We start from the raw sequence: 12,089 nt of genomic DNA, 5'->3' as shown, positions 1-12,089 counted from the left end.
ACACGCAAGGAGTCCACCTCGCCATGCCCGAGAACGCCCCCAGGCCGCTCGCCGCCCTCGCCGCGCTCGCGGCCCTCACCGTCCCGCTGACCGCCTGCTCCGGCACCTCCGCCGCCTCCGACGAGAACGTCGTCACCGTCTACAGCGCCGACGGCCTCAAGGGCGAGAACGGCGACGGCTGGTACGACCGGGTCTTCGAGGACTTCGAGAAGGAGACCGGCATCGAGGTCGAGTACGTCGAGGGCGGCTCCGGCGAGATGGTGCAGCGCACCGTCCGCGAGAAGCGCAACCCGCAGGCCGACGTCCTCGTCACCCTGCCGCCCTTCATCCAGCAGGCCGACACCAAGGGCCTGCTGCAGAAGTACTCCCCGAAGGGCGTCGACCAGGTCAGCGGCGCCGACAAGGCCGCGAACGGCACCTGGACCGCCGTCGTCAACAACTACTTCGGCTTCGTCCACAACAAGAAGGAGCTGAAGCGGCCCCCGGCCACCTGGGAGGACCTGCTCGACGACAGGTACGAGAACAAGCTCCAGTACTCCACCCCCGGCGTCGCCGGCGACGGCACCGCCGTCCTCATCAAGGCCATGCACGACTTCGGCGGCGAGCAGCCCGCCATGGAGTACCTGAAGAAGCTCCAGGCCAACAACGTCGGCCCGTCCGCCTCCACCGGCAAGCTCGCCCCCAAGGTCGACAAGGGCGAACTCCTCGTCGCCAACGGCGACGTGCAGATGAACTACGCCCAGTCCAAGTCCATGCCGAACCTCGGCATCTGGTTCCCGGCCCGCGAGGGCGGCAGGCCCACCACCTTCGCCCTGCCCTACGCGGCCGGCCTGGTCACCGACGCCCCGCACACCGAGAACGGCAGGAAGCTCCTCGACTACATGCTGAGCCGGAAGGCGCAGCAGCAGGTCAGCGAGATCGGCGGCGGCTTCGCGGCCCGCCAGGACATCGAGGCCACCGACGCCGACGCGGTCGCCCTGGCCGAGCTGATGGACGGCGTCGAGGTCTTCGAGCCCGACTGGGACGACATCGAGAAGAACCTCACCTCCTACATCGACGCCTGGAAGTCGGCCACCGGCAGCTGAGCCGTGATCGGCGGGGTCCGTCCGGCGCGGTCCTGATTAGGCTGTGGGGCGTCGGTACGCCGTGGTTCCGGCGCCCCCGCCCATGCCCCACCGCACGCCAGGGAGTTCGTTGCACATGGCAGACCGCAAGCCCATCGAGTCGTGGCTCACCGACATGGACGGCGTCCTCATCCACGAGGGCGTGCCGATCCCCGGCGCCGACGCCTTCCTCAAGAGGCTCCGCGAGTCCGGCAGGCCCTTCCTGGTCCTCACCAACAACTCCATGTACACCCCGCGCGACCTGCACGCCCGGCTGCGCCGCATGGGCCTGGAGGTGCCGATCGAGTCGATCTGGACCTCCGCGCTGGCCACCGCCCAGTTCCTGGACGACCAGCGGCCCGGCGGCTCGGCGTACGTCATCGGCGAGGCGGGACTGACCACCGCCCTGCACGACATCGGCTACATCCTCACCGACCACGACCCCGACTACGTGGTCCTCGGCGAGACCCGCACCTACTCCTTCGAGGCCATGACGAAGGCGGTCCGGCTGATCAACGCCGGCGCCCGGTTCATCTGCACCAACCCCGACGAGACCGGCCCCTCCACCGAGGGCCCGCTCCCGGCGACCGGCGCGGTGGCCGCCCTGATCACCAAGGCGACCGGCAAGCAGCCCTACTTCGCGGGCAAGCCCAACCCGCTGATGATGCGCACCGGGCTCAACGCGATCGGCGCCCACTCCGAGACCAGCGCGATGATCGGCGACCGCATGGACACCGATGTGCTGGCCGGCATGGAGGCCGGGATGCAGACCTTCCTGGTCCTCACCGGGCTGACCCGGCCGGAGCAGGTGGAGGACTTCCCGTACCGGCCGTCCCAGGTGGTCGACTCGATCGCGGACCTCGTCGAACGGATCTGACCCCCTGATCCGTCCCCCGCTCCGGCCCCCTCGCGCCTCCTAAACGCGCCGCCCCCGGGAGTAACCCGTTCGGCGCAGCCGGGCCCCGCGCAGGATGCGGGCGCCCGGCCCGCGGGGCAGCCTCCAGGTAACTGGAGGTACACGATGGGCTCACTGAAAGTCACTCTCCGTGCCGGAGTCGTGGCGGCCGCGGTGCTCGCACCGATCGCACCGATCACGTCGCTCGCGCCCGCCGCCCACGCCGCGGACGGCACGGGCGTCTCCGTGTCACCGTCCTCCCCCGCACCCGGCGGCGACGTCCGGCTCCGCGTGGCGGACTGCACCGAGAAGACCGCCGTCGCGGTGTCCGCCGCCTTCGTCTCGGACGTGAAGCTGTCCCTGTCGGGCTCCGACGGCGTCCTGGTCGGAGCCGGCACGGTCCGCTCCACGACGGAGGTGGGCGCCTACGCCGTGCGGGTCACGTGCGGCGACCGGGCCCGTGAGGGCACCGTCACCGTCGCCGGGCGCGAGCGCCCCACCGCTCCCGCCGCTCCCGCCTCGCCCGTCGCCCCCGTCGACGCGGGCGGTGGCGGCACCGCACGGCTCGCCGCCTCCGACGCCCGCGACGAGGCCCGCCCCGAGCCGCCCGGCACGGCGCACACCGTCACCGGCCTGGTCCTCGCGGGCATCGCGGCCGTCGCCGTCGCCCTGCGCGGGGTCCGCAGCCGGAGCCGTGGGACGGACTGACCATGTCCCGGACCGAGGAAACCGGCGAACGGGACGGGCAGCGCCCCGCCGTCCCGGGCGGCCGGCTGACGACCGGCATCGCCTGGACCGTGCTGCTGCTCGGGCTGTGGCTGTGGGGCCGCGAGGCCACCGACGTGCGCGAGGGCATATCCGTGCCGGCCACCGGCGACATGGCGGCGGCCGGCCGGCCCCCCGACGTACCGCTGCCGCCCGCCCACGAGCCCCTCGGCGACGCCCCGCCGCGCCGCCTGGACATCCCCGGACTCGACATCAGCGCCCCCGTGCTGGCCAGCGGCCTCGACACCAAGGGCGCCATCGAGGCACCGCCCTTCGACCGCGCCGGCTCCGTCGGCTGGTACGCGGACGGCGTGACGCCGGGAGCGGCCGGGACCGCGCTGATGGTCGGCCACGTCGACACCGAGACCAGGCCCGCCGTCTTCTACGAGGTGAGCACCCTGGAGCCCGGCGAGACGATCCGTGTGCTCCGCGAGGACGCCGAGGTCGCCGAGTTCACCGTCGACGACGTCCAGGTCCTCACCCGCGACGGCTTCGACGCCCGGCAGGCGTACGGCCCGCGCGCCACCGGCCGCGCCGAACTGCGCCTCATCACCTGCGGCGGCACCTTCGACCGCACCACGAACAGCTACACCGCCAACGTGGTGGTGTCGGCGTACCTCACCGGGACGGACGACGTCTAGCGGGGGTCCGGGACCCTCGTGGGTGCCGGAGGCGTATGTCAGGATTGAGCCTCGGAACAGTGCACCCAGGGGGGTCGGATGTACGGCAGCAGGGGGGCCGGAGCGATGTCCGCGAGGCGGGCGTCGGCAGTGGCGCTGGGGGCGGCGCTGCTGCTCGCGGGCTGCTCCTCGTCGGGGGACGGGGACGGCAAGGACGAGAAGGCGGGGGCCCGGATCACGCAGCAGCCGAAGGAGGCGGACCCCTTCTGGGTCAACCCGGACGGCAACGCGGCCCGGCAGGTGGCGGCCCTGGAGGAGTCCGGCGAGAAGGACCGGGCCGAGCAGATCCGCAAGATCGCCCAGCAGCCGACCGGCGAGTGGATCAGCCCGGAGAACCCCGAGGAGCAGGCCCGCGGCTTCACCGAGGCAGCCGACGAGGCCGGCCGCACCGCCCTCCTCGTCCTCTACAACATCCCGCACCGCGACTGCGGCCAGTACTCGGGCGGCGGCGCCGCGGACGGCGACGCCTACCGGGACTTCATCGACGCGGTGGCCAAGGGCATCGGCGACCGCTCGGCGACGGTCGTCCTGGAGCCGGACGCCGTGCTCCACCTGGTGGACGGCTGCACCCCGGAGCAGTTCCACGAGGAGCGCTACGACCTCCTCAAGGGTGCCGTCGCCAAGCTCTCCGCGCTGAAGAACACCAAGGTCTACCTGGACGCGGGCAACGCCGGCTGGGGCAACCCCGACCAGATCTTCGAGCCGCTGAAGTGGGCGGGCATCGACCAGGCCGACGGCTTCTCGGTCAACGTCTCGAACTTCTACACCACCGAGGACTCCATCGCCTACGGCAAGGAGCTGTCCGCCAAGGTCGGCGGCAAGCACTTCGTCATAGACACCAGCCGCAACGGCAACGGCCCCTACACCGAGGGCGACCCGGGCGAACGCTGGTGCAACCCGCCGGGCCGGGCCCTCGGCGAGACCCCGACCACGAAGACCGCCGACCCCCTGGTCGACGCCTACCTGTGGGTCAAGCGCCCCGGGGAGTCGGACGGCGAGTGCAAGGGCGGCCCCAAGGCGGGGGAGTGGTGGCCGGAGTACGCCCTGAAGCTGGCGCAGGGGTAGAGAAACCAGGGGCGCGGGGACCGCGCGGCGAGCCGCGCGGTCCCCGCGCCCCTGGTACCACCTGCGGGAGCGCTACGGCACGTGCACCCACTCCGCCTTGGACGGCGTGCCCTCCCCGTCCGTCACGAACATCATGTACCAGCCCGACTGGACGAGGTTCTTGTTGTCCGGGACCGTCACCGTCAGCCGGTCCCCGTCCGCCTTGAAGTCCAGCGCGATCGACCGCTGATCCACGTCCGTGACGTGGGTCGACGCGCTCGGCCGGATCAGCCGCACCTTCTCGACCGACCCCGCCGCCCGGGACGTGAACGTCCCCGACTCACCACGCTCGATGGTCTGCGGCCCCCCGGAGAGGTCCGGCCGGGAGTCCCGGTAGAGGTACGGCGGCGTGTAGATCTCGATGCGCTGCTCGAACTTGCCCGGCTTGGTGTTCGCCTTGTCGGCGTAGAGCGAGTCCGACCCGAAGAACATCAGCCGCCCGTCGGGCAGCAGGATCGAGCCGGAGTGGTAGTTGCGGCCCACCAGCGGATCGGCGACCCGCTCGAACTCGTTCGTCTCCGGGTGGTAGAGCCGGGCCTGGAGGATGTTCGAGTCGCTGCGGCCCCGGTAGTCCTCCGAGCCGCCGGAGACCAGCACGCTGTCGTCGGGCAGGACCGAGGCCTGCGGATAGCGGGTGCCCTTCTCCATCGACGGCCCGTCCACGAACTTCGGGTCGTCGGCCTTGAGGTCCGCGATCCGGGTCTTCTCGCTGGACAGCTTGGACTCGCCGACCCCGCCGCCGCCGATCACCATGTACTTCTCGTCCTGCGCCGGCGGCAGCAGCACGGTGTTGGCGGTCTCCAGCATGTCGGCGTCGCTCATGCCGGGGACCTCGGTGAACTTGTTGGTCTCCACGTCCCAGATGCCCGGGTCGCGGCCCACGTCGTCCGGGCCGTAGCCGGCGTTGGCACCCGAGTAGAAGATCTTCCCGTTCTGCATCAGGAAGAGCGCCGGGTACGTCGGGAACTGGCGCTCCTGCTCGGTGTAGGTCCACTCCTTGGTCTTCGGGTCGTAGATCTCGTTCTTGCCCGGCACGATCTGGCCGATGTCGTCGAGGCCGGAGACGCTGAGGATCTTGCCGTCGCTCAGGGTGGTGAGCGTCGGGTACCAGCGGGCCTCGTGCATCGGGTCGACCTTGATGTACTTCTCGGCGACCGGGTCGAACTCGAAGGTGTCCCGGATGCCCTGGAAGTCCTTCTTGTCGAGGGCGAGCTTCTCGGCGATGCCGTAGGTGTTGCGGGCGTCGGCGCCCGACAGGCCCTGGACGGTGTAGTTGTCCTGGGTGCCGGTCGCGTACTTCTGGCCGCTCTTCTCCGCCTCGACGTAGATCCGGCCCAGGCCCGGGTCGTTGCGCAGGAACTTCCCGGTCGCCTTGTCGAAGACCTTCTCGGCGCGCGGCACCAGCACCGGGTCCTTGGAGACGAAGGTCTTGCCGTTCTCCTTGCCGGTGAACCGGGTGCCCGCCGGCAGGGTGATCGGCTTGTCCGGGTTCTCGTTGTGGACGACCATCAGGCCGCCGGCCTTGGTGACGTCGCCCTTGAGCTTCTCGTACCGCTTGGTGCCGCCCGCGATCAGCAGGTTGCCGTTGGCGAGCTGGGTGTGGCCGGTGCAGAACAGGTCGGTCGGCGTCGGCACCTTCTTGATGGTCCCCTTGACCGGGTCCCAGATCCGGGTGTCGTACTGCTTGGCGTCGAAGTTGTCCTGGTTGTTGCCCGACCCCGCGACCAGCAGCACCTTGCCGGTGCGCAGCAGCGCCGCGTGGATGGTGTTCTGCCGGTACTCCTCGGGAAACTCGACGATCTCCCACTTGCCGTTGGCGGCCTTGTACTCCGGCTGATTGATCTTGTACTGGTGGTATTTCTCGGTTCCGAAGCGGTAGAGCCACGGCCCGTTCATCCCGGCCAGCGCGACTACCACCGCCGTGCCTATCGCGAAGCGACGGGCCCGGCGGCGGCCGGCACGGTCCTTCATTCCTTACGTCCCCCAAGTCCACCAAGGGCGATCTGCATGGTCTGGTCGTTGCCCCCGTCGGAGGAGGCGGCCCAGCTGGGCTTCTGCTGCGGCGCGTGCGCGGCATGCGGGGCGTGCGGCGCGTGCGCGCCGTACGCCTGCGCGCCGTACGCCTGCTCGGGCGCCGGCTGCTGCGACGGAACCCGGGGCTCGGGCTCCGCCGCCACGACCGGCGGTTGCTTCTTCGCCTTCCGCAGTTCGTGACGCCACGCGAACATCGGCGAGGCGGTGATCAGCAGCGCGAACGTGGCCCAGATGATCATCGCGGGGTGCGAGTGGCCGAGGACGAGACCGGCGGCGATCGAGGCGCCGAAGATGACGATGAAGTACCAGTGGTACCGGAAGGTGCCGAACCAGGTGTCCGGGCTGGCCGAGTCGCCCTTCGGCGTCACCACGAACTTGCTTTTGCGGCGCAGCACGGAGTCGATGAGCGCCTTGGCGTACAGCGGCGCCGACAGCGCGGACATCACCATGCCGGCCACACCGCCGGAGCCCTCCGGCTCGTGCGGCGAGACGTTGTGCCGGCGGTTCCAGACGTACAGGCCGATCTGCAGGGCGGAGGCGTTGCCGTAGAGCATCAGCCAGACCGTCGGGTCGATGTTGACGCCCGAGGCGCCGGCGCCCAGGAACAGCGCGCAGCTCAGCGCGGCCAGGATCCAGTTCAGGGCCGACATCGGGTAGAAGATGATCATCATCGTGTAATTGAAGAGCTTGCTCGGCGGGAGCGAGTACCAGCCCTTCCAGTACTGCTTGAGGATCGTCTCGTACGTCCCTCGCGACCAGCGCATCTGCTGGGTGAAGAAGTCCGTCCAGGCGTTCGGGCCCTCCCCGACCGCGAGCACGTCCGGGGTGTAGACCGAGCGCCACTTGCGACCGGTGGCCGGGTTCTTGTGGCGGTGGATCTCGAAGCCGGTCGCCATGTCCTCGGTGATCGAGTCGTACAGACCGCCGATCTGCTTGAGCGCCTTGATGCGCACCGCGTTCGAGGTGCCCACGAACATGGGGGAGCCGTAGCGGTTGCCGGCCCGCTGGATCAGGGCGTGGAAGAGGAACTGCTGGGACTCGGCGGCCTTGGTGATCGGGTTGTCGTAGTTGCCGTAGACCTGCGGGCCGATGACGAAGCCGACGTCCGGGTCGCGGAAGAAGCCCAGCATCCGCTCCAGGTAGTTCGGCAGCGGCACGTGGTCGGTGTCGACGGAGGCGAAGAAGTCGTAGTCGTCGCCGTGCGCGTCCAGCCAGGCGTTGTAGTTGCCGTGCTTGGTCTTGGCGCGATGCGGGCCCTTGGGCATGTTCCACTTGGCGACGCCCTTGCGGGAGAAGTGGTGCACGCCCAGGCGCGCGCAGACCGCCTTCACCTCGGGGTCGTCGCCCTCGTCGAGGAGCCAGACGTGCATCAGACCGCGGTGGCGGATCTTGACGGCCGCCTCCAGGGTCTTGGTCACCATCTCCAGCGGCTCCTTGCCGGGCACGAAGGAGGTGAGGAAGGCGACCCGGGTGCCGGTCTCGGGCACCACCGGGATCGGGTCCCGGGCGACCAGGGTCGCGTGCGCGTTCGACAGCACGTTCAGACAGCGGAACAGCTCGATCAGACCGATCGACACGAGCATCACGATGTCGAGCGCGGGCAGCCAGTCGAAGGCCGGGTAGTCGCGCTCGGTCCAGTGCGTGGGCTGGAGCAGCCACACCAGCAGCACCACCGACAGCAGGGGAGCGGCGGCCAGCATCAGGGCGACCCGGATGCGGTGCGGCTCCTGCGAGATCAGTGAGCGGTACTGGACCTTGTACGGCTTGTGCGGGTCGGGCTGGGTGAGGGGGCCCGCGAGCCGGCTGTAGTGCTCGTAGTCGTACCTCGGCAGGGTCTTCTTGATCCGGCGGAACGAGCCGGTGTTCCAGTTCCGATGCGCCGGCACCCTGAGCTGGGTGGTCTGGGACGGGTCGTGGTCCTGCCCGGCGCCCGTCGGCGTCGACGTCATGAGTCATCCCCCCACACGCGCGTCACGCGTGTTTCGTCGCTTCCATCGTCCGCTCGGGTCCCCCTCGACCTTCACGGACGTCACAGTGGTGGGTCGCGGTCACCACGGCATCCACACCTTATAGACATGGAACAGCGACCCCCGGTTGCATGATGCCCCCCGCGGCATCCCCTCGGCACCCGGCCCCCCAACCGGACCAGGGTTCTACGGCGTTCGCCATGATCGCAAGATGCCCGGAGGCCGGGTACACCGAAGGCCCCCCGTGTGCTACGGGGGGCCTTCGGCCGTCGGTGCGCCGCCAGGGACTCGAACCCCGGACCCGCTGATTAAGAGTCAGCTGCTCTAACCAACTGAGCTAGCGGCGCCTGCTGACCTGCACAACTCTACCCGATGCCGACCGGTGCTCCCGACCACCCCGCGGGCGGCGGCGGGGCACCCCGGGGCCGTGTACATCATTCGGACCGTCAGCATGCGCGTGAGCAAGACAGTTGAGAAACTGTCCGGCATGTACCGAAGTGTTCCTTCGCGGGCATGCTCGCCGGGAGTGTGAGGGGAATCGCATGGAAGCTCCCGTGTTCGAGGAGATCGACCCCGCGGGCGACTGCGACTGCGCCGGCTGCCGTCACTGGCGCCAGGTCCTGCCGCACTCCCGGACCGGCCGGGCCGGCGCCCATCCGGCGGCCCGACGGGCCCTGATCATGGCCACCGCCGCGGCCTCCGCCCTGGGCGTGGGCGTCACGGCGGCGGTCCCGGCCGCCGCCCACGCGGCGCACCGCCCCGGCGTCCCGGCGGACGACGTGCCGGACACCCCGCAGGGGCCGCGGGCGCCGCTGCACGGGCCGGCCGGCCTGCCCGCGGCGCCCCCGGCGGGGACGTCGCTGGCCACCGTCACCCGCGCGGAGATCATCGAGCGGGCGCAGACCTGGGTCACCGCGAAGGTGCCCTACAGCATGACCTCCTACTGGTCCGACGGTTACCGGCAGGACTGCTCGGGCTATGTGTCGATGGCCTGGAAGCTGCCCACCAACGAGTGGACCGGCAGCCTCGGCACCTTCGCCGACCGCATCACCAAGGAGGAGCTCCAGCCGGGCGACATCCTGCTCTTCCACAACGCGGCCGACCCCCAGAAGGGCTCCCACGTGGTGATCTTCGGCGGCTGGACGGACGGCACGCTCACCTCGTACCTCGCCTACGAGCAGACCCCGCCGCACACCCGGAAGCAGTCCACGCCCTACGCCTACTGGAGCGACTCGGCCAAGTACCTGCCGTACCGCTACAAGGGGGTCACCGCGACCGCCGCCGCGCCCGGGGCCGAGGCGGCGGCCCCCGCTCCCGGCGCCGCCGCGGCCCCCGCCTCGCACGGGGTGCCCGGCTACCCCGGACGGGCGATGTTCCGGCCGGGCGCGGAGAACCCGTACGTCACCCGGCTGGGCAGGCGGCTGGTGGAGAAGGGGTACGGCACCCACTACACGACCGGACCGGGACCGCGCTGGGGCGAGGCGGACCGGCGGGCCGTCGAGGCATTCCAGCGTGCCCAGGGCTGGCGCGGCGGCGCGGCGGACGGCTACCCGGGCCCGGAGACCTGGCGGCGGCTCTTCTCCTGACCGCCCGCCGCGGTGATCACCCGTTCATGACGCATCTGGCGCGGAGGCTGGAGCACGCATGAGTACGACCTCTTCCACGAACCCCGACACCATGCCGCCGGCGACCGAGGCGCCCCCGAAGCCGGCCGGGCCGGCGGAGGCCGGTCACCGGTCCGCCCGGCTCATCCACAACGAGGCCACCACCGAGATCCCCGTCCATCTGCTCTTCCGCGACGACCCCGATCCGGTCCCGGTGCCGCTGCGGCCCGCGGCCGTCGGCCGCCCGCAGGGCACGGGGGAGCGGCCCCGGGCGCGGCGCCCGGTCACCGCGCGCACGGTGCCGGCGGTGCGGATCGACCCGGAGCTGACGGAGCGCGCGGCGCGGGTGCTGCCGGGTGCGGCGGGCGTGGCCGCCGGGGTGTGCGCGGCGGCGGGCTGCGCGGTCACCTCCTGGTGGGCGGGGCTCGTACCGCCCCTCGCGGCCGAGGCGCTGGGGCTGCCGGCGTATGCGGGAGTCGGGCTCGGGCCCGGGCAGTGGGCGGCGTACGCGGCCGCCGGCGCGCTGGGGCTGTTCGGCTTCGGCGGGCTGGCCCGGGGGCGGACCGGGCGGGCCTGGGTGCTCGGGCTCTTCGGCCGCTACCGGGGGACGGTGCGGCGCACCGGCCTGATGTGGGTCAACCCGCTGCTGCTGCGCCGCCGGGTCGACGTGCGGCTGCGGCACTGGCGCAGCGAGCCGATGCCCGCGGCCGACGGCAACGGGGTGGCGCTCAGGGCGGTGACGCTGGTGGTGTGGCGGGTGCGGGACACGGCCAAGGCCACGCTGGGGGTCGAGGACCACGAGGCGTATCTGCGCGCGTGCGTCGAGGCGGCGCTGGCCCGGGTCCCGGTGGAGCCGCTGGGCACGGTCCGCAGCTCGGCCGACGTGGTGGGCGAGACGCTGACCCGGCTGGTGGCGGCGGACGCGGCGCCGGTGGGTCTGGAGGTGTTCTCGGTGCGGCCGGTCCGGGTGGAGTACGCCCCCGAGGTCGCCGCCGCGATGCACCGGCGCCGGATCGCGGCGCTGGACGCGGCCCAGCGGGCCAGCGTGCTCACCTCGGTCGTGGACTCGGTGGAGGACACGGTGACCCGCCTGACCATGCGGGGCCTGGTCGAGCTGGACGACTACGAGCGCAAGGTGCTGGTGAAGGACCTGACGGTGGCGTTCTGCGCGGGGCGGGGGGAGACGGGGGCCTGACCCGGGGACGGACCGCTACCGGGTTCTGCGATTGGTATGGACATGTTCAACTCGCGGCAATAATCTGAGACTTGGTCTAGACCTGCACGGCTCACTGAACCTCCCCCACGTCACAGGAGCAGCAGCATGCGCACAAGGACCAAGCTGTACGCCGCCGCGGTGGGCATGGCGACCACCGGAGCCCTCGTGCTCTCGTCCGGCGGCGCCACCGGCCACGGCTACACCGACCTGCCGGTCAGCCGGCAGAAGCTCTGCCAGAACGGCGGCGTCAGCAACTGCGGCGCCATCCAGTGGGAGCCGCAGAGCGTCGAGGGCCCCAAGGGCTTCCCGGCGGCAGGACCGGCCGACGGCCGGATCTGTTCCGCGGGCAACACCGGGTTCGCCCAGCTCGACAGCCCGAAGACGCCGAACGGACAGGCCTGGCCCACCACGAAGGTGAACGGCGGGCAGAGCTACACCTTCCGCTGGCAGTTCACCGCCCGGCACGCCACGACCGACTTCCGGTACTACGTCACCAAGCCGGGCTGGAACCAGAGCCACAACCTGGCCCGGTCCGACCTCAACCTCACCCCGTTCTTCACCGTGCCCTACGGCGGCAAGCAGCCTCCGGCCACCCTCTCCCACACCGGCACGCTGCCGTCCGGGCTGAGCGGGCACCACGTGATCCTCGCGGTGTGGACGGTCGCCGACACGGGCAACGCGTTCTACGCGTGCTCGGACGTGACCTTCTGACCGGGCCGGT

Annotated in this window: 10 protein-coding genes and 1 tRNA gene; 8 read left to right on the top strand and 3 right to left on the bottom strand. The window is 71.2% G+C overall.

Annotated features, from left to right (window positions below; all coding sequences use genetic code 11):
* The first annotated feature begins 23 nt into the window (after positions 1 to 23).
* The 5 genes from ACFZP7_RS13555 to ACFZP7_RS13535 all read left to right on the top strand — a co-directional run bounded on the left by ACFZP7_RS13555 (position 24) and on the right by ACFZP7_RS13535 (position 4,508).
* On the top strand, positions 24 to 1,085 hold the full coding sequence (locus ACFZP7_RS13555) for a 2-aminoethylphosphonate ABC transporter substrate-binding protein (protein ID WP_125768570.1): 1,062 nt from the start codon (positions 24 to 26) through the stop codon (positions 1,083 to 1,085).
* A gap of 115 nt (positions 1,086 to 1,200) precedes the next feature.
* On the top strand, positions 1,201 to 1,980 hold the full coding sequence (locus ACFZP7_RS13550) for an HAD-IIA family hydrolase (RefSeq protein ID WP_019325606.1): 780 nt from the start codon (positions 1,201 to 1,203) through the stop codon (positions 1,978 to 1,980).
* A gap of 144 nt (positions 1,981 to 2,124) precedes the next feature.
* Positions 2,125 to 2,706, top strand: a complete 582-nt coding sequence (locus tag ACFZP7_RS13545) for a hypothetical protein (RefSeq protein ID WP_385634501.1) — start codon at positions 2,125 to 2,127, stop codon at positions 2,704 to 2,706.
* A gap of 2 nt (positions 2,707 to 2,708) precedes the next feature.
* On the top strand, positions 2,709 to 3,404 hold the full coding sequence (locus ACFZP7_RS13540; RefSeq protein ID WP_019325604.1) for a class F sortase: 696 nt from the start codon (positions 2,709 to 2,711) through the stop codon (positions 3,402 to 3,404).
* Between the two features lie 78 nt (positions 3,405 to 3,482).
* Entirely contained in the window at positions 3,483 to 4,508 is a 1,026-nt protein-coding gene (locus ACFZP7_RS13535) for a glycoside hydrolase family 6 protein (protein WP_030979313.1), read from the top strand.
* Positions 4,509 to 4,580: 72 nt separating this feature from the next.
* On the opposite strand, the gene ACFZP7_RS13530 is transcribed toward ACFZP7_RS13535, so the two are convergent.
* The 3 genes from ACFZP7_RS13530 to ACFZP7_RS13520 all read right to left on the bottom strand — a co-directional run bounded on the left by ACFZP7_RS13530 (position 4,581) and on the right by ACFZP7_RS13520 (position 8,895).
* The gene (locus tag ACFZP7_RS13530; RefSeq protein ID WP_359419910.1) at positions 4,581 to 6,518 is read right to left on the bottom strand and encodes a kelch motif-containing protein; all 1,938 of its coding nucleotides are present in this window, start codon (positions 6,516 to 6,518) and stop codon (positions 4,581 to 4,583) included.
* On the bottom strand, positions 6,515 to 8,530 hold the full coding sequence (locus ACFZP7_RS13525) for a glycosyltransferase family 2 protein (protein WP_031014220.1): 2,016 nt from the start codon (positions 8,528 to 8,530) through the stop codon (positions 6,515 to 6,517). Before ACFZP7_RS13525 ends, ACFZP7_RS13530 begins: the two co-directional genes overlap by 4 nt.
* 291 nt (positions 8,531 to 8,821) lie before the next feature.
* Positions 8,822 to 8,895, bottom strand: a tRNA-Lys gene (locus ACFZP7_RS13520).
* Positions 8,896 to 9,090: 195 nt separating this feature from the next.
* Between ACFZP7_RS13520 and ACFZP7_RS13515 the strand changes: the two genes are divergently transcribed.
* The 3 genes from ACFZP7_RS13515 to ACFZP7_RS13505 all read left to right on the top strand — a co-directional run bounded on the left by ACFZP7_RS13515 (position 9,091) and on the right by ACFZP7_RS13505 (position 12,079).
* Positions 9,091 to 10,134 (top strand): peptidoglycan-binding protein, encoded by a 1,044-nt coding sequence (locus tag ACFZP7_RS13515; RefSeq protein WP_031014222.1) that lies wholly within the window; start codon positions 9,091 to 9,093, stop codon positions 10,132 to 10,134.
* Between the two features lie 58 nt (positions 10,135 to 10,192).
* Positions 10,193 to 11,347, top strand: a complete 1,155-nt coding sequence (locus ACFZP7_RS13510; protein ID WP_385634500.1) for an SPFH domain-containing protein — start codon at positions 10,193 to 10,195, stop codon at positions 11,345 to 11,347.
* Between the two features lie 126 nt (positions 11,348 to 11,473).
* Complete coding sequence (locus tag ACFZP7_RS13505) at positions 11,474 to 12,079, top strand: lytic polysaccharide monooxygenase (RefSeq protein WP_019325598.1); 606 nt, start codon at positions 11,474 to 11,476, stop codon at positions 12,077 to 12,079.
* The last annotated feature ends 10 nt before the right edge of the window (positions 12,080 to 12,089 follow it).

The organism is Streptomyces sp. SudanB5_2050 (assembly GCF_964272335.1).
In the GTDB taxonomy this organism is placed as follows: domain Bacteria; phylum Actinomycetota; class Actinomycetes; order Streptomycetales; family Streptomycetaceae; genus Streptomyces; species Streptomyces rochei.
The sequence above is the reverse complement of the archived record's forward strand: the minus strand, read 5'-3'. Positions and strand labels throughout refer to the sequence as shown.